A 20,759-nucleotide genomic window follows, 5' to 3' on the forward strand; every position below is an offset into this window, starting at 1 on the left:
GCATCTGGGGCTCGGAAGGATCAGCCGAAGTGCCGCGGCAGCGTGGACTCGTGCGCCTCGCGCAGGCGCTCGAGCGGGATCTGCGCGTGCCCCATGAGGTCCAGGGCCTTCGACTCCGCGTCCACGACGCCGATGCGGGCGAACTCGTAGCGCCGCATGGTGCACATGTCCTTGAAGCGCACCTCCTCGGTGCGCGGCACGGCCACGACGGCGCGGCCCTGCGACTCCGAGAACAGGCACGTGAAGGCATCCAGCCCGTCGCGCTCGCAGACCTCGCCGAGCCCGATGCGCGCTCCCGTGCCGAAGCGCAGGCACATCTCGGACAGCGTCGCGGCCAGGCCGCCCTCGGAGACGTCGTGGGCGGAGTCGACCATGCCGTCGCGCGACATGTTGACGAGCAGCTCGCCGAGCAGCCGCTCGCGCGCGAGGTCGACGGCCGGGGGCAGACCGCCCAGGTGGCCGCGCACGCGCGCCCACTCGGAGCCGTCGAGCTCGTCGGCGGTCGTGCCCAGCAGGTAGATCGCCTGGCCGTCGGCGGTGTCGTCCCAGCCCGACGGGGTGCGCCGGCGGACGTCGTCGAGCACGCCCATCATGGCGACCACGGGCGTCGGGTGGATGGCCTCGGTGCCCGTCTGGTTGTAGAGCGAGACGTTGCCGCCGGTGACGGGCACGCCCATCTCCAGGCAGCCATCGGCCAGCCCGCGCACGGCCTCGGCGAACTGCCACATGACCTCGGGGTCCTCGGGGGAGCCGAAGTTCAGGCAGTCGGAGACGGCCACGGGCCGCGCGCCCGCGGTCGAGACGTTGCGGTAGGCCTCCGCCAGCGCCAGCTGCGCGCCGCGGTACGGGTCCAGGTAGGCGTAGCGGCCGTTGCAGTCCGTGGACAGGGCCACGCCCAGGCCGGTGCGCTCGTCGACGCGGACGACGCCGGCGTCGTCGGGCATGGCCATGGCGGTGTTGCCCTGGACGTAGCGGTCGTACTGGTCCGTGACCCACGCCGTCGAGGCCAGGTTCGGGGAGCTCATCAGCTCGAGCACGGCCTCGCCGAGCGCCTCGCCCTCCGGGCGGCCCGTGTCGGCGGACGAGCCCGCGAAGCGGTCGGCCTGCACGGCATCCGTGCGGGCGGGGCGGCGCATGGGGCGCTCGTAGACCGGGCCCTCGTGGGCCACGGTGCGCGGATCGACGTCGACGATGACCTCGCCCTGCCAGTCGATGACGAGCCGGCCGGTGTCGGTGACCTCGCCGATCCAGGAGAACTCGACCTCCCAGCGCTCGAGCACCTCCTCGAAGGCCGCGGCCTTCTCCGGGGTCACGACCGCCATCATGCGCTCCTGCGACTCCGACATCAGGATCTCGCCCGGGGTCAGGGAGGGATCGCGCAGCAGGACCGAGGAGAGGTCGACGTGCATGCCGCCGTCGCCGTTCGAGGCCAGCTCGGAGGTCGCGCAGGAGATGCCCGCCGCGCCCAGGTCCTGGATGCCCTCGACCAGCCCGTCGCGGAACAGCTCGAGGCAGCACTCGATGAGCACCTTCTCGGCGAACGGGTCGCCGACCTGCACGGCGGGGCGCTTGGAGGGCTTGGAGTCGTCGAAGGCCTCGGAGGCCAGCACCGAGGCGCCGCCGATGCCGTCGCCGCCGGTGCGGGCGCCGAAGAGCACCACGCGGTTGCCGGTGCCGGAGGCATTGGCCAGGCGCAGGTCCTCGTGGCGCATGACGCCCACGGCCAGCGCGTTGACCAGCGGGTTCGCCTGGTAGCAGGCGTCGAACTCGACCTCGCCGCCGATGTTCGGCAGGCCCAGCGAGTTGCCGTAGCCGCCCACGCCGGAGACGATCCCGTGCACCACGCGCTGGGTGTCCGGGTGGTCGATCGCGCCGAAGCGCAGCGGGTCCATGACCGCGACCGGGCGGGCGCCCATCGAGATGATGTCGCGCACGATGCCGCCCACGCCCGTGGCCGCGCCCTGATAGGGCTCGACGTACGACGGGTGGTTGTGCGACTCGATCTTGAAGGTGACGGCCCAGCCGTCGCCGATGTCGGTCACGCCGGCGTTCTCGCCCATGCCGACCATCAGGTTCCGGGACATCTCCTCGGAGACCTTCTCGCCGAACTGGCGCAGGTGGACCTTGGAGGACTTGTAGGAGCAGTGCTCGGACCACATGACCGAGTACATGGCCAGCTCGGCCGCGGTCGGGCGCCGGCCCAGGATCTCGACCACGCGGTCGAACTCGTCCTGCTTCAGCCCGAGCTCGGCCCAGGGCAGCTCGGTGTCGGGGGTCGAGGCGGCGTGCTCGACGGTGTCCAGGTGGAACTGCTGCTCGCTCATGCGCGGGCGCCTCCGTTCACGATCGAGGTCAGGGCGGAGACGAAGATGGCCAGGCCGTCGGTGCCCTCGCGCATGGCGACGGGCCCGGCGGCCGAGGAGTCCGGGCCGAAGCCGGGCTCGATCGCGTGCTCCGGGTGCGGCATCAGGCCGACGACGTTGCCGGCGGCATTGCGGACGCCGGCGATGTCGTGGCGCGAGCCGTTGGGGTTGCCCCCCAGGTACCGGAAGACGACGCGGCCCTCCTCCTCGAGCATGCGCAGGGTGTCGTCGTCGCAGACGTACTGGCCGTCCTGGTTCTTCAGGGGGACGACGATCTCCTCGCGGGTCCGGTACATCGAGGTCCACGGGGTGGTCGTGCTCTCGACGCGCAGGCGCTGGTCGCGGCACACGAACCTGAGGTGGTCGTTGCGGATCATGGAGCCCGGCAGCAGGTGGGCCTCGGTGAGGATCTGGAAGCCGTTGCAGATCCCGAGCACCGGCAGCCCGCCCTGCGCGGCGTCGATCAGCCGCGTCATCAGCGGCGCGAAGCGCGAGATGGCGCCGGAGCGCAGGTAGTCGCCGTAGGAGAAGCCGCCCGGCAGGATCACGGCGTCGACCCCCTGGAGGTCGTCGTCGGCGTGCCACAGGCGCACGGGGGAGCCGCCGGCGATCTCGACGGCGCGCATGGCGTCGCGGTCGTCGAGCGTCCCGGGGAAGGTGATGACGCCCACGCGGACGTCGCGCAGGCGCTGGTCGGGCATGGTCTGGCCGAGATCGGCCACCAGCGGGGTCTCGAAGGTGTTCGCGGTCATCGGGTCAGTTCTCCTCGTCCACGACGGCCACGTCCACGACGTCCTCGATCACCGGGTTGGAGAGCATGGTGGCTGCGGCGCGGCGGGCGGTCTCGAGCAGCTCGGGGGTCACCTCGCCGTCCACCTCCAGCTCGAAGCGCTTGCCCTGGCGGACCCCCGCGAAGCCCTGGATGTCCTGGTGGGCGAAGGCCCGGACGATCGCCTTGCCCTGGGGGTCCAGGATCTCCGGCTTGGGCATGACGTCGACAACGATGCGGGCCACGGGCACTCCTCGTGATGCGGGGCTGATGTGCGATGCGGCAGCTGGGGGCGTCGGCCGTGCTGGCCCCGATCGGACGGGGTGCGGCGACGGCTGCCGGAACGGCTCCGAGTCTATCGCCGCACCGCCCGTCCCCGCGCCGCGTCCCGGGAGCGGCCCGGCGCGTCCGGGCGCTGCGGGAAGCGCGCAGGATCAGCCGATCGGATCCCACATCCGCCACTGGGCGGGGTCCTCGATCTCGATCCAGCCGTCGACGATCTCGTGCGCCACTCGCTCGAGGTCCTTGGCGGGATCGCGAGGGGCCTCGCGGCCGGCGGCCAGAGCCAGGCGCGAGCCCGTGAACGTGCCGTCGGGCTCGAAGGTCCAGTAGTGGCTGGGGCACTCGAAGGTCTCCGCCGTGCCCGAGGACTCGCGGCACACCGTCGACTGCTGGTGCGGGCACGTGTTGACCAGGACGTGGAAGCCGTCGGCGTCGCGGGTCACGAGCAGCGGCATCCCCGAGGGGCGCAGCGTGACGAAGGCGCCGGGCTGCGGGAGGGCAGCGGTCTCGACGAGCCGGATGCGGGTCATGGGCGGGCTCCTTGGGCAGCGGCGGGTTCATCGGCGGCGGTCTCGGTCTCGGGCGGGCGCTGATGCGCCAGCAGGGTCGAGGTGACCTCGAGCAGCCGCTCCCGCAGCGGCTGGGCGCGCCGGGCGAAGGAGCGCTGGCGGCGCACGTACTCCGCCTTGCCCTCCGGGGTCTCCACGGCCACTGCGCCGTAGCCCCACTCCGAGAGGTCGTAGGGGGAGGCCTCCATGTCGGTGGCCCGGACCTCCAGGGCGAGCTCGAAGCAGTCGGCGATCAGCTCGGAGGGCACGGCCGGGGCGAGCTTGTAGGCCCACTTGTAGAGATCCATGGTCGCGTGCAGGCAGCCGGGCTGCTCGAGATCGCGCTGGGTCTCGCGCGTGGGCTCGAGCTCGTTGAGCGGGGCGGCCTCGGGGGCGAAGAAGCGGAAGGCATCGATGTGGGTGCACCGCAGCCGCTCGGCCTCCACGACCGCGTCCGTGCCCTCGGCGCCCAGGCGGAGGGGCAGCTGCTCGTGGCGCACGCCGTGCACCCGGGCGTTGTAGGCCATGGCCCACTCGTGCAGTCCGAAGCACCCGAACTGCGCCGGCCTGGCGGCCGTGCGCCGCACCAGCATGTCCACGAAGCCGACCGCGCTGCCGCGGGCGGCCAGGAATGCGGGCACATCGACGGTCGCGGCGCGGTCGTCGTCGCTCAGCCCGAGGGCTCGGGCCTCGTCGCCGACGACGGGGCGCCAGTGCCGCTGCCGGGCCCGGTCCGCGGCGTCGACGAGCACCGTCCCGGGTCCCGGGTGCCAGCGCTCCAGGCGGCCGGGGGAGTGGGAGTAGTACGTGAACAGGAAGTCGTTCACCGGGTGCCGCAGGTGCTGCGCGCGACGGGCGCGGAACGGCTCCGTCCACTCGCGCACCCGCTGCGCGTGCGCGGCCTCCCGCGCCCGCCACTGCTCGGGGTCCAGGACCTCCGGCACGGGCCTCAGCGGCCGGTGCCGCCGTAGACGGCGGCGTCCTGGCTGGAGTCCAGTCCGAAGGCCGAGTGCACGGCGCGCACGGCCTCGTCCAGGCGGTCGGCGGCGGTGACCACCGAGATCCGCACCTCGGAGGTGGAGATCATGTCGATGTTGATGTCGTGCTCGGCCAGGGCGTCGAAGAACGTGAAGGAGACGCCGGGGTTGGACTTCATGCCCGCGCCCACCAGGGAGAGCTTGCCGACCTGGTCGTTGTACTCGAGGCTCGCGTAGCCGATCTTCTGATCCGCCGCGCGCAGCAGCGACATGGCCAGATCGCCCTGGGCCTCCGGGATGGTCACCGACAGGTCGGTGGTCTTCTCATCGGCCACGGACACGTTCTGCACGATCATGTCGACGTTGACCTTGGCATCGGCGAGCAGGCGGAAGATCCCGGAGGCGATGCCCGGGCGGTCGGGGACGCCGACCACGGTGATCTTGGCCTGGGTGCGGTCGTGGGCGATTCCTGCGATCAGCGGCTGTTCCAAGGGGATCTCCTGGGTGTGCACTGGGACGGTCGTGTCATCGGGGCTGGGGATGACCCAGGTGCCCTCGTGGTGGGTGAAGGACGAGCGCACGTGCAGCTTCACACCGAAGCGGCGCGCGTACTCGACGCAGCGCAGGTGCAGGATCTTGGCGCCGTTGGCGGCCATCTCCAGCATCTCCTCGGAGGAGATCTCCTCGAGCTTGCGCGCCTTGGCAGCGATGCGCGGATCGGCCGTGAACACGCCGTCCACGTCCGAGTAGATCTCGCAGACGTCGGCGTCCAGGGCCGCCGCCAGGGCGACGGCCGTGGTGTCCGAGCCGCCGCGGCCCAGAGTCGTGATGTCCTTCGTGGCCCGGTGCACGCCCTGGAAGCCGGCGACGATCGCGATGTTGCCCTCGTCCAGGGACTCGCGGATGCGCTCGGGATTGACCTCCACCAGGGAGGCCGCACCGTGGTCGCCGTCGGTGATCATGCCGGCCTGGGAGCCGGTGAAGGACTGGGCGGGGGCGCCGTAGCCGCTGACCGCCATGGCCAGCAGCGACATCGAGATCCGCTCGCCGGAGGTCAGCAGCATGTCCAGCTCGCGCGCCGGGGGCTTCTGGGCGACCTGGTCGGCCAGATCGATCAGCTCATCGGTCGTGTCGCCCATGGCGGAGACCACGACGACGACGTCGTGCCCGGCATCCCGCGTCTCCACGATGCGGCGTGCGACGCGGCGGATGCTGGCCGCATCCGCGACCGACGATCCGCCGAACTTCTGCACGATCAGGCTCATCTGTTCAGGCACTCCCGGCTCGTTCCGACTGCTGCCCCGCCGAGGACCCCGCGAGGCATTCGCCTCATCCTACCGGCGCGCTCAGCTGACCGTCGTCCGGCCCTCGAAGGCCCGGCCCAGGGTGACCTCGTCGGCGTACTCGAGATCGCCGCCCACCGGCAGCCCCGAGGCCAGCCGGGTCACCGTGATGCCCAGGGTGCGCAGCATGCGCGCCAGGTAGGTCGCGGTGGCCTCGCCCTCCAGGTTCGGGTCTGTCGCCAGCACGACCTCCTGGACGGTCTCGTCCGAGAGCCGGGTCATCAGCTCCCGGATGCGCAGCTGGTCCGGCCCGACGCCGCCGATCGGATTGATGGAGCCTCCGAGCACGTGGTACAGCCCGCGGAAGGCGCGGGTGCGCTCGATGGCCATGACGTCCTTGGACTCCTCGACGACGCAGATCACCGAGCGGTCGCGGCGCGGGTCGCGGCAGATCCCGCACTGCTCCTGCTCGGAGACGTTGCCGCAGACCTCGCAGTGCTGGACCCGCTCCTTGACGGCCACGAGCGCATCGGCCAGGGACTGGACGTCGGCGCGTTCGGCGTCGAGCAGGAAGAAGGCGATGCGCTGGGCCGACTTGGGCCCCACTCCGGGCAGGCGACCGAGCTCGTCGATCAGGTCCTGGACTGCGCCTTCGTACACGGATCACTCGTTTCGGTGGGGAGGTCTGGGGACCGGGGCTCCCGCGCTCGCGGGGTCAGGCCCCGGGCTGGTGGGGGATCTCCTCCACGAGGCGGCCCCCCAGGACGCGCTCGATCAGCGCCCGGGTGCTCTGGTCGGTGTTCTCGACGGCCTCGTCGTCCTCGCTGGGGGAGAAGGTCGACTCCGAGTCTAGGTCCGGCGCCGACGACGCAGCGGCCGCCTCGGGGGCTGCCGCGCTGCGGGCCGCCGCGAAGTGCGCGGCATGGCGCTCGCGGAAGCTCTGCTTCCTGGGGGCGCCGCCTGCTCCGGCGGTGCTGGTCTCGGCGGGCGCCTGCTGCGGCGCCGGTGCGCCGGCGGCGCCGCCCGGAGGCGCGCCGCGGCCGGCCGGTGCCGAGGGACGCCACTGCTCCGGCGGGGCCTCGTCGGGATCGGAGGGCGCCGGGGGACCGGAGGGGCTGACGGAGGCGGTGGAGGCCCGGTCCGCCCCGGAGGCCGGTGCGCCGACGCCCTCCCCGGCGAGGTTCGGGGCCCCGGTGCCAGGGGCGGGGCCTGTGCCGCGAGCCGTGCTCGGGGACGGTCCGCCGGCCGGGCGGGGGACGTCAGATCGGGGCGGGCCGCCGCCGTAGCCGGGGTCCTCGAACGGGGGCTCGTCCTCGGGCGGCGGCTCGTCCGACCAGGGGATGTCGTCGTACGGGCTGGCGGGGATCACCGGATCCGGCGAGGGGTCCTCGCCGCTGCCCCGCGATGCGGGGCGCGGGCCGTCCTCCCGGGGGCCGCGCGCAGCGCCGCTGTCGTCAGTGCTGGAGTCCTGATCCCGAGGTCGCTGCTGGGACCGACCGGACGCGTTCCGCTCCGCCGGGGCAGAGGCCCCGGGCTCGGTGCTGTGCTCGGCGGGCGGCGCTCCGAGCGAGTCCGCCGACTCCGTCGTCTCCGCTGCGCCTGGCGCCGGATGCGACGGGGCGGCCTCATCGGCATGGCCCGCAGCCGCCGCGGACGCGGATTCCGCGGTGCTCTCGGAATCGGGCCCCGAGGGGGCGGAGGCCATCGGGTCCGAGTCGGGGATCGCGGCGACCTCCCAGGTGGTCACCTCCTCGGAGTCCTCCGGCGCGGCCTCGTCGCGGGCGGGCCTGCGCGGGGCGAGCGCGCGACGACCGGGCTGCGCTCGGTCATCGGGGCCCGGGAACGCCCGAGGGCCGGTCTCCCGGCCCCCGTCCCGCTGGTCCCCGCTCCGGCCGCGCTCCGGCGGCGCGTCCGTGGAGCGGCCGTCGTCGTGCGGGTGCCCGCCGGGCCTGCCGCCGCTCGGCGGATCGCCCCGTTCGGGAGCCGCTGCTCGAGGGGCCCGGTCCTGGCCGCGGCCGGCCGGCGCGCTGCCGGGCTCGCCGGCGCCCAGGCTGCCGCGGTCGGCCCCGGGGGTGTTCGAGCGCCCGGACGAGCCGGGGCCGCCCGGACCGCCGGGGCCCGCGCCCCGGCCGCCCCGGCCGTCGCGCGGACCGCCCCCGCGGGAGCCGCCGCCGGGCCCGCCCCGGGAGCCTCCCCCGGGGCCCACGGCCTCCACCCGGCACGAGACTCCGATGACCTGCTGGATCGCCTGGACGAGATTGCCCTCGAAGCGGGGGAAGTTCTTGCGGTCGCCCTCGCCCTCGAACATCAGCTGCAGCACGGAGCCGTCGAAGGCGACCGGCGTTCCGCGCATGACGGTCATCCACGAGACGCGGTGGATGTCGGCCAGGGCGGAGATCACCTCGGTCCAGGAGCTGCGGATCATGTCGATCTCGCCGCCGCTGGCCGGCCCCTGCGCCGCCGATTCGTCGGCGTGCGGAGGGCGCTCCGGGGTCTGATCGGGCGTGCGGACGCCCGGACGGGCGGCCCCGGCCGCGTCCGACGGGCCCTGCGGACGCGCCGGCCCGCCGGCCGGCGGCTGCCCGGGCCGCGAGGGGCCGGGCCCGGAGTCGACGGGTCCGGGTGCGGGCTGCTGGGGGCCGCGCCCGCGGAACTTCCCGAAGCCGCCCTCGACGGCGGCCAGCGGATCCTCGTCCTGCGCCGCGGCCTGGACGCCCGGGCCGGTCTCCTGCGCTCCGCCGTCCTGTCCTTCCGCCCCCGACTCCGTCTGCTCCGGCGCGGCAGGCCCGTGCGCGGCCTGCTCGTGCGCCGGCTGGTGATCGCGGTCCGGGGCTGCGGTGGCCTGCGAGGATTCCTGCTCACCCGAGGCGCGCCCCTGCACGGGCTGCTCGCCCGCTGCCTGCTCGGCGGAGCGATGCCCGGCGGCGCGGTCCTGCGCATCGTCCTGCGGTGCGGCCTGGCCCCGTGGCTGCGCTTCGTCGGCTTCGCGGCCGACGGGCTGCGCCGGCTGCTCGGCGGGGAGGTCCAGCAGCGGCCCGGTGGGGGCTCCCGTGCGCCCGATGCTGAGGCGGCGCTCCAGCCGATCCACCCGCACGCCCACGCCCCGCACCGTGTTCTCGGCCGACGGCAGCAGGAGCCGGGCGCACAGCAGCTCCAAGTGCAGCTGCGGCGAGGTCGCCCCGACCATCTCGGTCAGCGCCTCGTTGGTGATGTCGGCGGCGCGCGAGAGCTCGGCGGCGCCCATCAGCTGCGATTGATTGCGCAGCCGTGCGATCTGGTCCTCCGGCGTGCCGTGGAGGATGTTGCCCGCGCTGTCCGGGACGGCGTCGACGATCACGAGATCGCGGAAGCGCTCGAGCAGGTCCTCCACGAACCTGCGCGGGTCCTGGCCGGTCTGGATGACGCGGTCGACGGCGCGGAAGACCGTGGCGGCATCGCCGGAGGCGAAGGCGTCGACGACGTCGTCGAGCAGCGCGCCGTGCGTGTAGCCGAGCAGCGAGCTGGCCAGGTCGTAGCTGATCGCATCGTCGTCCGAGCCCGCCATCAGCTGGTCGAGCACCGAGAGGGAGTCGCGGACCGAGCCGCCGCCGGCGCGGACCACCATGGCCTGCACGCCGGGCTCCACCTGCACGCCCTCCTGCTCGCACAGCGCGCCCAGGTAGTCCATGAGCGGCTCGGGCGGGACCAGGCGGAACGGGTAGTGATGCGTGCGCGAGCGGATGGTCGGCAGGACCTTGTTCGGCTCGGTCGTGGCGAAGATGAACTTGATGTGCTCCGGGGGCTCCTCGACGATCTTCAGCAGCGCGTTGAAGCCGTCGCGCGTCACCATGTGGGCCTCGTCGATGATGAAGATCTTGTACCGGTCGCGGACCGGGGCGAAGGTCGCGCGCTCGCGCAGCTGGCGGGCGTCGTCCACGCCGCCGTGGGAGGCGGCGTCCATCTCGATGACGTCGAGCGAGCCGGCGCCCTCGCGGGCCAGGTCCCGGCAGGACTCGCACTGCCCGCACGGCGTGGGGGTGGGGCCCTGGGCGCAGTTGAGGCAGCGAGCCAGGATGCGCGCCGAGGTGGTCTTCCCGCATCCGCGCGGACCGGAGAACAGGTAGGCGTGGCTGACCTTGTTCTTGCGCAGCGCGGTCATCAGCGGCTCGGTCACATGGGACTGGCCGATGACGTCCTGGAACGTCTCGGGGCGGTAGCGGCGGTACAGGGCGGTCGTCACACGGACACCTTAGCGAGGGAGGGAGACGGCCCACGGCCGGTCTCCGGGCGGTGGATCGACGGGCGGGAGGGCATGAGAAGACCCCCCGTGCACCCGCCAGAGCTCAAGTACCCTTGCTGCCTTCCGGCCCTGGGGGAGTTCCTCAAGATGACGCCGCACGAGGGGCTGGGATCGAGTGTATCGGACCGGCCCGGGCCCGTGAAACCGGCGCCTGCCGGCCCCCGATTTCCGCACCCTTGCCGCATGGTCTACGATGGTCCCTGCACGTTCGCGCCCTGCGGTGCGAGCACGTGCCCGAGGAGGATTCGCCTAGCGGCCTATGGCGCACGCCTGGAACGCGTGTTGGGTTAACGCCCTCGGGGGTTCAAATCCCCCATCCTCCGCCGCACCGAAGGCCCCCGACCAGATGGTCGGGGGCCTTCGTCGTATCCGTCGGCGGATGCGTCTCGGCCGGTGAAGGTTAACGGAGTCTTTCTGTATACCCTGTTCTGCATGAACAGCAAGACTCCGCCCGGTGACGCCGCGGCCCCGCGCGTGCGCTGGACGGCTGTCGCGGGCTGCCTCCTCGTCATGGTCGTCGCCTCCGCGCTGTGCGCGTTCCTGCTCCAGGCATCCATCCGAGGGGACGAGGACACCTTCGGCGCCCTCCTCCAGCAGACCTCCCCGATCGACGTGCTGCTGATCTTCGTCGTGATGTCGTTCGTCTGGCTGGTCCTGGGGAGGTTCTGGGCCTCGGTGGGACTGGTCGCGGTGGCGATGGCGATCCTGGCGGTGGCCAGCCGGGAGAAGCTCGGCATGCGGCAGGAGCCCGTGTTCCCGAGCGACCTCGACTTCCTGGGCCAGGCCGGGTTCCTGCTCTCGATGGTCAGCGCGAGCACGATCGCGGGGCTCGTCGTCGCGCTGCTCGTGATCGTCGTCGCGATCCTGGCCATCGGCCGGCTGGCCGCCCGTCGCTTCCCCCGCCCCCGGCTGCACCGCCCCGAGGGCGGGCTCAACGGGCGGTTCCTCGGGCTGCGGGTGGTCGGCGTCGTCGTCACGGGGGCGCTGCTCGTGCACGCCACGAGCTTCAACGCGACCTCCAACCTCTGGCGATCCCTCTACGACGCCCGCAGCTCCGACTGGGCGAACTCCAGCCAGCTCTACAACTACCGCGTCCACGGGTTCATGGGCGGGTTCCTCTACAACATGCCCACCGAGCCCATGGCGCAGCCGGCGGGCTACGACGAGGCCGCCATGGACGAGGTGACGCAGCGCTACGAGGACCGCGCGCAGCAGATCAGCGCCGGGCGCGACGGATCCCTCGACGACACGAACGTGGTGGTCCTGCTCTCGGAGTCCTTCTCCGATCCGACGCAGATGGACGGCGTCGCCCTGGCGGAGGACCCCATCCCGGCCACCCGGCAGACCATGGCGGAGACGCTGTCGGGGACCATGTACTCGAACTCCTACGGCGGCGGCACCTCCACCATGGAGTTCGAGTCCCTCACGGGGCAGCCCGTGGGGCTCTTCGAGCCGCAGGCCAGCACCCCGTACCAGAACTTCGTCGCCGACGCCCACGGCTACCCCTCGGCCGTCGGGGCCTTCGAGGAGATGGGCCACGCCTCCGTGGCGATCCACCCGTACAACCTGCACATGTACAAGCGCCCGCAGGTCTACGAGAACCTGGGCTTCGACACCGTGATCGACGAGGAGAGCATCCAGGAGGACGCGCACATCGAGGGCAGCCCGTACATCAGCGACGCCTCCGCCTTCGACGAGGTGCTGCACCAGATGGATGCCGCGGATCAGCCGCTGTTCACGAACCTCGTCACGATGCAGAACCACGGCCCGTACCTGGGCTACTACGACGACCCGATCGACGTCGAGGTGGCCGACGGCTCCGACGACGGCCAGCTGGGCGATTACGCCCGGGGGCTGAGCCACACGGACGCCGCGCTGCAGGACTTCCTCCAGGACCTGCGCGAGCGCGACGAGGAGACGGTCGTCGTCTTCTACGGAGACCACCTGCCCGGCGTCTACTCGGACGCGACCCGCGCGCAGAGCGATCCCCTCACGAGCCTGCAGACCCCGTACTTCGTGTGGAGCAGCGAGACGAACGAGGCGGTCGAGGGCGGAGCGGCCACCCCCGCCATGTTCCTGCCCAAGATCTACGAGGTCGCCGACGCCCCGGTCCCGCCGTACATCGCCCTGCTCGACGAGGTCAGCCGCACCGCCCCGGTGATCCAGCAGGAGCTGCTCCTGGACCCGCAGGGGCGGCCCCTCGACCGGGACCACCTGGATGATGCGACCCGCGGGCTGCTCGAGGACCTGCAGCTCGTGCAGTACGACTTCTCCATCGGCGATCGGTACTCCGTCGACGAGATGTGGCCGGGGGCTGTGCAGATCGAGTGAGCCGGGACCGACCGGGCGCCCCGGACCGCAGCGGCGGACCGGGGCGCCCGCGTGCTGGCGGATGACTCGGCATGGAGGGAGCGCTCTTGGGCCCACATGCTCTCCCGCTCCCCGCAGGGGCATATCGCCCCAGGTCAGCGTCTTGTAGGTTCTGTCGCGGCATTGTTCAGCCGATTCCCAGCCGCTGCTCTGCGTCCCTGCCCGGACGCGAAAGGGGTGCCCCTCGTGCCGCACATCCGACATCGCCCGCGCCATCGTGCGGGTGTCCCGAGCCGCCGCGTCCTGTCTGCGGTCCGTCGGCTCGCCGCCGGGGCCGCCGCCGCGGCCATCGCTCTCACCGGGGCGGGGCTCGCCGCCCCGGGGGCCGCCGCCCAGACCGTCGCCACGCGCGACGCCTCCGGCCCCGGCAAGGTGGCCTATCTGCACGGCAACCAGCAGTCCCAGATCATGTGCCGGGGCGGTGCCCTGGTCGGTGCGGTCGACACCGTGGTCGTCGACCCCATCACCGCGTCCGGCAACCTGCCCGCCGGCTCCTGCAATCTCGCCGACATGCGGGCCGCCAACCCCGGTGTGAAGTTCTACGCGTACCTGGACATCGGCGGCATCTCCGAGTCCTCGTCCTGGACCCGGGATCCCTTCCACTCGACCTGCACCTCGCTCAACCGCGACGGGGCGGACCACACGGTGAAGCCGGGGAATCCGCGGGTGGCGACGGACTCCCAGGGACGGGCGGTCTACCCGAGGTTCTCGTTCATGCGCGTCGCGGACCTGTCCAGCGGCTACAACACCTCGTGCGCGGACCGCGCGGCCGACATCGTCACGACCGATTCGGTGCGCGGCGTGACGGGGGCCGCACCCACGCAGTTCGACGGGGTCTTCCTCGACGACATGGCGATGCCCCCTGCGCACGGGCAGAACATGCGCGACGTGGGAGCCTGGGGGCCGTGGGGATCGGACGACGGCTACGGTCGCGCGATGCTGCGCACGGTGGGGGCCATCGACGACGAGATCGCCCGCCGCGACGGCGGTGCGCGAGTGGCCGGGAATCTCGGGGTCTATTCGGACTATCCGAATCAGCAGGCCCTGGCCAAGGAGCTCGGCGCCTCCAGGGATCTCGACTGGATCTTCCGGGAATCGACCATCGGGGGCTCGGACGGCAGCCCCATGGGGCCCTGGTACGTGACCCAGCAGAACGGCGCGCTCATGAATGACGTGGCCGCCGCCGGAACCTCGGTGGTCATGCACAACTTCGCGGTCAATGCGACGACCACGCCCGCGCGCAGCGGCCCCGTCGGCGGCAGCTGCCTCCTGGACGGGACCTGGGGTGCCGCGGACCTCCAGGCCCGCGTCGATGATCGTCGCGCGCACGACATGTCGATGGTCCTGGCGACCACGCTGATGTCCCGCGAGGCCGGCAGCCACATGCAGACGGCCGTCGCCGAGGCCGAGCCGACCTGCCGCGAGACGCGGGACTCCGGCAAGCAGCTCCGGGAGACGGTCCTCCGATACTCGCTCGACGAGGACCGTCCCGAGACGGCCGACCTGCGCTATGCGGTGAACTGGAAGAGCCTGCACGCGGTGGGCGAGCCGCAGTTCTTCCATGACCGCCAGGTCCACGCGCGCAAGCTCAGCGACGGGCGCTGGGTCTGGATCAACTTCCTGGATCGCGACGTGACCGTCAACGGGCACCGCCTGCCCGCCCGCACGGGCCTGATGACCGGCTGAGCGGCCTCTGACGGAGCCGCAGCGCAACCGCCTCGTCGTCGACGGGGCGGGTCAGCCGGCCAGGCTCAGCGCGGGGGCCGGCTCGGCGAGGCGCACCGGGGCGCCGTCCTCGTCGAAGCGCGCGCCGAGCCCGCGCAGCACGAAGGTCACGGTGGCCCGGACATGGCGCTCATGGGCCGCGCGGTCCTCGTCGGACTGGGCCTCCCGATCGGCGGTCGATGCCAGGGAGCCGTGCACCAGCCGCCCCATCTCCTCGAGGTCGCCGTCGGGCAGCCAGCCGTCGGCCACGGCCTCGCGCAGGATCTCGATGAGCAGCAGGCGCAGCGATCCCACGTGCGCGCCCAGCTTCTCGAAGTCCTCGGGCGACAGCACGGTGCGCATGGCGGGGCCCGGCGGGATGTGGCGGCGGGAGAGGTCGTCGAGCTGGGCGCGGACGTAGAGCCCGAGCTTGTCCACGGGGTTGTCGACGTGCGCGAGCTCGGCCTTGAGCTCGGTCATGAAGCGGTCGGTCTCGGCCATGGTGAAGGCGATGAGCAGCTCGCCCATGTCGGCGAAGTAGTTGTAGACGGCCGTGCGGCCGATCCCGGCATTGCGGGCGACATGGGTCATGGTGAGTCCGGTGAGGCCCTGCTGGTACAGGAGCCGGCCGAAGGAGTCGAGGATGGCGCGCTTGGTGTGCTCGCGCTGCTCGGCGTTCGTGGCCGCTTGGATCTTGGGCATGATGACACCTTACTCGTGGATGTCGACAAGAGCCGCTGGATGAGGCGGCACTCACCCAGAGCTTCCTGGGCATGAGCTGAATGCGCCGCGCCCCGCCTGCTCGGGGAGCGGGCGGGGCGCGGCGCGTCGGGTGACGCTTCCGGTCAGCTCAGCCGGCGGGCGATCTCCCGGTTGAAGGCCTCGAGATCCTGGGGGCTGCGCGAGGTGATGAGGTTGCCGTCCACGACGACCTCCTCGTCGACCCAGTCGGCGCCGGCGTTCTTCAGGTCCACGGCGGTGGCCGCGAACGACGTCAGGCGACGTCCCTCGGCCACCCCGGCCTGGGCCAGGATCCACGGGGCGTGGCAGATCGCGGCCACAGGCTTGTCCGCGGCGAAGAACGCCTTGACCAGCTCGACCGAGTCCTCGTCCAGGCGCAGGGCATCGGCATTGAGCGTGCCGCCGGGCAGCACGAGCATGTCGAAGTCCTCGGCGCGGGCCTGGCCGACCGGGAGGTCGACGTCGAAGACGTCGCCGTGCTCCCAGTCGCTCTGCATGGCCTGCAGGGTGCCGTCGGAGGGCGAGACGAGCGTCGTGGTGGCGCCGGCCTCATCGAGCGCCTGGCGGGGGCTGGTCAGCTCGACCTGCTCCACGCCGCGGGTCAGCAGGAAGGCCACCTTCTTGTCGGAGACTGCCATGTCGTGCTCCTCTCATCGGGTTCGTCCGGCGCGCGGGATGCGGATCGTCTGCTCCCGCGCCGCTTCATCCGCGCATAACCGAAAAGCGTGCTGAGCGTATTCCCGCCTGCTGCGGTCCGTCAGGTGCGGTCGGCCGCCAGCCCGCCCTGCCACAGGGCGTCGAACGGGGCGTGGGAGCCCACGCGGTGGCGGATGCCCGCGGAGACGAACTCCTTGGCCGCACGGGCGGCCTCCAGCGGAGCGAGGCCCTTGGCGAGCTCGGCGGTGACCGCGGCGGCCAGGGTGCACCCGGCGCCCGCGACGGCGACCTCGCCGACCTTCGGGGCGGAGAGGATCTCGGTCGTGGTGCCGTCGTGGAACACGTCCACGGCGTCCGGGCCGGCCAGGCGCACGCCGCCCTTGGCCAGCACGGCCGCGCCGGAGCGCTCGTGGATGCGCTTGGCCGCCTCCTCGAGCTGCTCGACGGTCGTGATGTCGTCCATGCCGGCCAGGGACATCGACTCGAAGTGGTTGGGCGTCACGAACGTGGCCTTCGGCAGGATCCGGGAGGTCAGGGCCTTGTCGGTGTCCAGGGCCGCGCCGGGCTCCTGGCCCTTGCAGATCAGGACCGGGTCCAGCACGACGTGCTCGCTCGAGATGCCCTCGAGGGCGTCGGCGACGACGTCGATGGTCTGCGGGGTGCCGAGCATCCCGATCTTGATCGCGCTGAGGTCGTAGGCGCTCGAGGCCGCGTCGAGCTGATCGGCGATCACCTGCGGGTCCACGGGCGTGAAGCGGTGGCCCCAGTCGTTCCGGGGGTCGAAGGCCACGATGCAGGTCAGCGCGAGCGAGCCGAAGACGCCGAGCTCCTGGAACGTCTTGAGATCGGCCTGGGCTCCGGCGCCGCCGGTGGCCTCGTTGCCGGCGATCGTGAGGGCGAACGGGGGAGTCTGGGCTGCGGGTGCGGTAGTCATGGCTCGATTCTGCTCCTGCGAGCGGAGTCGCTCCAACACCGGGGCCGCGGGAGGTCGCACAGCGCCCGGCGGCGAGCCCGGGAGGGGCGCCGCGTCCGACGCCGACGGCAGCCGGGGTGCCTGTATCCTGGCGCGGTCGAGAGGGCCGACGCGCTGGGTGGCAGGCAGCGCGTCCCGGCCCCGCGGGTCCCGGAGGACCGGGCCCGCGCTCGTCGCATCGCGCGCAGGGCGCCCCCGGCCGCCCGGCGCCGCCGTCGTCCCCTCTTCAGGAGCCCTGCCCCATGTCCAGCGACACCTCCGGCGAGACCGGTGCGCGCGCGGCGCGTCCGCAGACCGCGCTGCAGTACGCCCGCCGCCCCCGCAGCCTGTTCGACCTCTTCGTGGCCGCCACGGCCGTCGTGCTCGTGCTGTCGAACATCGGCGCGACCAAGGGCGTGCAGATCGGCCCGATCATCACGGACGGCGGCTTCTTCCTCTTCCCCCTGGCCTATGTGCTGGGCGACGTCGTCTCCGAGGTCTGGGGCTTCCGCGCCGCTCGCCGCTCGACGCTCATGGCCTTCGCGGCCGGCGCGTTCGCGAGCCTGTGCTTCTGGATCGTGATCGCCCTGCCGGCGGCGCCGTTCTACGAGGGGCAGGAGGCGTTCGCCCAGGTGCTCGGGCCGGTCCCACAGATCGTGCTCGCCTCCCTGCTGGGCTTCCTGGTGGGACAGCTGCTCAATGCGTTCGTGCTGGTCAGGGTCAAGGCCCGCACCAGGGAGCGGCACCTGTGGGCGCGCCTGCTCGCCTCGACGCTCGTGGGCGAGCTCGTGGACACGATCGTCTTCTGCGCGATCGCGGCCCCCGTGATCGGCATCGAGACCCCCGGGCAGTTCGTGAACTACGTGGTGGTCGGCTACCTGTGGAAGTGCCTGATCGAGGTCGTCATGCTCCCGGTCACCTACGCGGTCGTGCGCCGGGTCAAGAAGGCCGAGGACTACGGGGTCGTCGAGGCCTGAGGCCCTCCTGCCGGGCATCCCGCGGGCGGGGCCCGGTCCCTCGAGCGCTCAGGGCCGGCTCAGGTGATCGAGCTGCGCTTCGATCGAGCGCTGCGCGGCGGGCCGGACCTCCTCCGGCACCTCCGGGTAGATGCGCCGGGCCAGCTCCTCGGCCGAGGCATCGGCGGCATCCGCGCCGAGCTCGGCCAGGGCCGCGCGGACCTCGTCCAGCCGCTCGTGCCGGTGGGCGCGCAGCTCGCGGCAGACTGCCGCCAGATCGGGCAGCGGCTCGCCGTGGGCCGGCAGCCCGGGGGCGCCGTCGGCCGCCGCCTCGAGCCGATCGAGCGAGTCGAGGTAGTCGCTCAGGGTCCCGTCGGGGTGGTCGAGCATGGTCGTGCCGCGGCCCAGGACGGTGTCGCCGGTCAGGATCGGGGAGACGGGCTGCCCGCTGCCGCCCGAGCCCTCCGGGGCCGGGGTCTCGTCGTCGAGCACGCGGAAGCTCAGCGAGTCCGACGTGTGCCCCGGGGTGGCCAGGACCTCGATCCCGACTCCCGCTGCGGTGATGCGCTGCCCGTCGATCAGGGGCGGGGCGTCCCGGCAGTGCTCGGGCAGCGCCGCGCGCACGGGGGCGCCGGTCAGCGCGTGCAGGGCGTCGATCGCATCGGTGTGATCGCCGTGGCGGTGCGTGATCAGCACCAGCTCCACGGGCCCCGCCGCTGCCAGGGCCCGCACGTGCTCGTCCAGATCGGGCCCCGGATCCACGACGACGACGCCGTCCGCCCCCGGTGCGCGCAGCAGCCAGGAGTTGGTGCCCTCGAGCGTCATGGGGCTCGGGTTCTCGGCCCGCAGGACCGAGGCCAGCCGGGTGATGCGGCGGATCTGCGGGCTCATCGGGGCTCCTCGGGGTCCAGCAGGGCGCGCAGGCGATCGAGCGAGGACTCCCAGGCGCCCTTGGCGGTCGGGTGCACGTCCTCGGGCAGCGGCCCCTGCCGCAGCTCGATCCGGGTCCCGCCGCCCACGGGCACGAGCTCGATGCGCAGCAGGATCAGATGCTCGGTCGGCTCGCCGTCGGGGCCGGGCAGGGCCTCGTGGATCTCGACCATCTCGTCCGGGACGACCGCGGCGTGCCGGCCGTGGAACGGGGCGCCCATCTCCGGGTCGTCGTCCATGATCATGGCGAAGCGGCGGATGCCGCCCGGGCGGGCGTCGAGCTCGATGGACTCGGGGTGCACGGTCCAGCCGTGCGGCCCGTACCAGCGCTGCAGCACGTCCGGGTCCATGAGGGCCCGGAAGATCGCCGGCGCCGTGTGCGGCAGGATCCGCTGCAGGCGCCAGCTCTGATCGTCGGGGACCCGGTCCAGGTCGGAGCGGGGTCGGTCGCCGGGCGTCTCGGTCATGTTCTCGTCCTCCGTGCGATGTGCTGCGGCGATGGGGTGATCCCCGGCGCCGTGCTCTGCGGTGCCGTGCTCACGGCCGGTCGCCGCTGTAGTAGTCGGCCAGGGTCGCATTGCGGTACTCGAGGTAGCTCCCGTCCTCCATGGCCTCGCGGGCCCGGTCCACGAGCCGCACCGTGAACCGCTCGTTGTGGATCGAGGCCAGGGTGGCGGCGATCCGCTCCTTGGCCCGGACCAGATGATGCACGTAGGCCCGCGAGTAGTGCGCGCATGTGTAGCAGTCGCAGTCCTCGTCGATCGGGCGGAAGTCGCGCTTGAAGCGGGCCGCCGTGATGTTGTACCGCCCCTTGGGGTGGTAGACGGCGCCGGTGCGGGCCACCCGGGTGGGCGAGACGCAGTCGAAGGTGTCGGCACCGGCCTCCAGGGCCACGAAGATGTCGTCCGGCTCGGAGATCCCCAGCAGGTGCCGGGGGTGGTCCTCGGGCAGCTCCTCCGAGCACCAGCCGACGATCGTGCCGAGGTTCTTCTTCTCGAGCGCGCCGCCGATGCCGTAGCCGTCGAAGTCCATGGCGCCCAGGTCGCGGCTGGCCTGCCGGCGCAGGTCCTCGTACTGGGCGCCCTGGATCACGCCGAACAGCGCCTGGTACGGGCGATGCTCCCGGGCCCGGGTCAGCCGGTCGTGCTCCTCGAGGCATCGCAGCGCCCACCGGCGGGTGCGCTCGAGGGCGCGCTCCTGGTAGCCGCGGGAGTTGTGCAGGGTGGTCAGCTCGTCGAAGGCGAACATGATGTCGGCGCCGATCCCGTGCTGGACCTGCATCGAGACCTCGGGCGTGAACCGGTGTCGGTCGCCGTTGAGATGGGAGATGAACGTGACGCCGTCGTCGTCGACGTCGGCCAGGCGCTCCTTGCCCTCGGCCACGTCGTCGTCGCCCACGGGCCCCTTGGGGGAGGGCCCGTCCATGTCGATCACCTTCTTGAACCCCGATCCCAGGGACATGACCTGGAATCCGCCCGAGTCGGTGAAGGTGGGCCCGTCCCAGTTCATGAAGCGGCCGAGACCCCCGGCTTCGTCGAGCAGGTCGTGCCCCGGGCGCAGGTACAGGTGATACGCGTTGGCCAGCAGCGCCTGGGCGCCGAGCTCCGCCATGGCCTCCGGCAGGACGGCCTTGACCGTGGCCGCGGTGGCCACGGGGATGAAGGCGGGGGTGCGGATGGTCCCGTGCGGCGTGGTGATCTCCCCGGTGCGTCCCAGCCACGGCGGGCGGGGGTCCCCGTGCGGATCGGTCTGCGGGGGCTGCTCGACCGTCTCCGAGAGCCGGGTGCGCACCCGGAACGAGAAGCTCTCGCGGCCCGAGCGGGGATGGGGCGCGCGCTGCTCGGGCGCCGGGGGCCGGTCTGCGGGGGAGTCCATCCGTCCATTGTGTCCGACGAGCCGCGGTGTTCCCGCACTCACACGGACGACCCCGGGGCTGCGGGCGCCTGCG

General features: G+C 72.6%; 17 protein-coding genes, 1 tRNA gene and 1 other RNA gene. 4 read left to right on the forward strand and 15 right to left on the reverse strand.

The features are described from left to right. Positions 1 to 20 precede the first annotated feature (20 nt). The 9 genes from purL to ffs form a co-directional block, all read right to left on the reverse strand. Complete coding sequence (purL, locus tag FSY66_RS02325) at positions 21 to 2,324, reverse strand: phosphoribosylformylglycinamidine synthase subunit PurL (protein ID WP_144790927.1); 2,304 nt, start codon at positions 2,322 to 2,324, stop codon at positions 21 to 23. After that, positions 2,321 to 3,115, reverse strand: a complete 795-nt coding sequence (gene purQ, locus FSY66_RS02330) for a phosphoribosylformylglycinamidine synthase subunit PurQ (protein WP_144790929.1) — start codon at positions 3,113 to 3,115, stop codon at positions 2,321 to 2,323. The genes purL and purQ overlap by 4 nt, the downstream gene beginning before the upstream one ends. A 4-nt stretch (positions 3,116 to 3,119) precedes the next feature. Then, positions 3,120 to 3,377 carry a phosphoribosylformylglycinamidine synthase subunit PurS gene (locus tag FSY66_RS02335; RefSeq protein WP_144790931.1) on the reverse strand — a complete coding sequence of 86 codons (258 nt, stop codon included), beginning with the start codon at positions 3,375 to 3,377 and terminating at the stop codon, positions 3,120 to 3,122. Positions 3,378 to 3,566: 189 nt separating this feature from the next. Continuing rightward, on the reverse strand, positions 3,567 to 3,944 hold the full coding sequence (locus FSY66_RS02340; RefSeq protein ID WP_144790933.1) for a Rieske 2Fe-2S domain-containing protein: 378 nt from the start codon (positions 3,942 to 3,944) through the stop codon (positions 3,567 to 3,569). Further along, the gene (locus FSY66_RS02345; RefSeq protein ID WP_260853380.1) at positions 3,941 to 4,906 is read right to left on the reverse strand and encodes a 3-methyladenine DNA glycosylase; all 966 of its coding nucleotides are present in this window, start codon (positions 4,904 to 4,906) and stop codon (positions 3,941 to 3,943) included. The genes FSY66_RS02340 and FSY66_RS02345 overlap by 4 nt, the downstream gene beginning before the upstream one ends. A gap of 5 nt (positions 4,907 to 4,911) precedes the next feature. Beyond that, positions 4,912 to 6,204: an aspartate kinase gene (locus FSY66_RS02350; RefSeq protein WP_144791553.1), complete on the reverse strand. Its 1,293-nt coding sequence runs from the start codon at positions 6,202 to 6,204 to the stop codon at positions 4,912 to 4,914. Between the two features lie 81 nt (positions 6,205 to 6,285). Next, a complete protein-coding gene (gene recR / locus FSY66_RS02355; protein WP_144790935.1) occupies positions 6,286 to 6,882 on the reverse strand; it encodes a recombination mediator RecR in 597 nt (198 codons plus the stop codon). 55 nt (positions 6,883 to 6,937) lie between these two features. Then, on the reverse strand, positions 6,938 to 10,441 hold the full coding sequence (locus FSY66_RS02360; RefSeq protein WP_144790937.1) for a DNA polymerase III subunit gamma and tau: 3,504 nt from the start codon (positions 10,439 to 10,441) through the stop codon (positions 6,938 to 6,940). Positions 10,442 to 10,514: 73 nt separating this feature from the next. Next, an RNA gene (ffs, locus tag FSY66_RS02365) (signal recognition particle sRNA small type) lies at positions 10,515 to 10,611 on the reverse strand. 128 nt (positions 10,612 to 10,739) lie between these two features. On the opposite strand from ffs, the gene FSY66_RS02370 reads away from it, so the two are divergent. From FSY66_RS02370 to FSY66_RS02385, 3 genes are all read left to right on the forward strand, one after another. Continuing rightward, positions 10,740 to 10,824, forward strand: a tRNA-Ser gene (locus FSY66_RS02370). Between the two features lie 109 nt (positions 10,825 to 10,933). Next, a complete protein-coding gene (locus tag FSY66_RS02375; protein WP_144790939.1) occupies positions 10,934 to 12,832 on the forward strand; it encodes an LTA synthase family protein in 1,899 nt (632 codons plus the stop codon). A gap of 225 nt (positions 12,833 to 13,057) precedes the next feature. Next, the gene (locus tag FSY66_RS02385; RefSeq protein ID WP_186304366.1) at positions 13,058 to 14,557 is read left to right on the forward strand and encodes a hypothetical protein; all 1,500 of its coding nucleotides are present in this window, start codon (positions 13,058 to 13,060) and stop codon (positions 14,555 to 14,557) included. A 51-nt stretch (positions 14,558 to 14,608) separates the two neighbouring features. On the opposite strand, the gene FSY66_RS02390 is transcribed toward FSY66_RS02385, so the two are convergent. From FSY66_RS02390 to FSY66_RS02400, 3 genes are all read right to left on the reverse strand, one after another. Further along, positions 14,609 to 15,277 carry a TetR/AcrR family transcriptional regulator gene (locus tag FSY66_RS02390; protein WP_144790945.1) on the reverse strand — a complete coding sequence of 223 codons (669 nt, stop codon included), beginning with the start codon at positions 15,275 to 15,277 and terminating at the stop codon, positions 14,609 to 14,611. A 143-nt stretch (positions 15,278 to 15,420) separates the two neighbouring features. Further along, positions 15,421 to 15,954, reverse strand: a complete 534-nt coding sequence (locus FSY66_RS02395; RefSeq protein WP_144790947.1) for a type 1 glutamine amidotransferase domain-containing protein — start codon at positions 15,952 to 15,954, stop codon at positions 15,421 to 15,423. A 119-nt stretch (positions 15,955 to 16,073) separates the two neighbouring features. After that, positions 16,074 to 16,907: a hydroxymethylpyrimidine/phosphomethylpyrimidine kinase gene (locus tag FSY66_RS02400; protein WP_144790949.1), complete on the reverse strand. Its 834-nt coding sequence runs from the start codon at positions 16,905 to 16,907 to the stop codon at positions 16,074 to 16,076. A gap of 281 nt (positions 16,908 to 17,188) precedes the next feature. Between FSY66_RS02400 and FSY66_RS02405 the strand changes: the two genes are divergently transcribed. Then, entirely contained in the window at positions 17,189 to 17,902 is a 714-nt protein-coding gene (locus tag FSY66_RS02405) for a queuosine precursor transporter (protein ID WP_144790951.1), read from the forward strand. Between the two features lie 48 nt (positions 17,903 to 17,950). On the opposite strand, the gene FSY66_RS02410 is transcribed toward FSY66_RS02405, so the two are convergent. From FSY66_RS02410 to tgt, 3 genes are all read right to left on the reverse strand, one after another. Further along, positions 17,951 to 18,772, reverse strand: a complete 822-nt coding sequence (locus FSY66_RS02410; RefSeq protein WP_144790953.1) for an MBL fold metallo-hydrolase — start codon at positions 18,770 to 18,772, stop codon at positions 17,951 to 17,953. After that, complete coding sequence (locus FSY66_RS02415; RefSeq protein WP_186304367.1) at positions 18,769 to 19,278, reverse strand: SRPBCC family protein; 510 nt, start codon at positions 19,276 to 19,278, stop codon at positions 18,769 to 18,771. The genes FSY66_RS02410 and FSY66_RS02415 overlap by 4 nt, the downstream gene beginning before the upstream one ends. Before the next feature lie 70 nt (positions 19,279 to 19,348). Further along, a complete protein-coding gene (tgt, locus tag FSY66_RS02420; protein WP_186304369.1) occupies positions 19,349 to 20,686 on the reverse strand; it encodes a tRNA guanosine(34) transglycosylase Tgt in 1,338 nt (445 codons plus the stop codon). Positions 20,687 to 20,759: the final 73 nt, after the last annotated feature.

The sequence above is a fragment of the Kocuria palustris genome, from assembly GCF_007666205.1.
Taxonomy (GTDB): Bacteria; Actinomycetota; Actinomycetes; order Actinomycetales; family Micrococcaceae; genus Kocuria; species Kocuria palustris_A.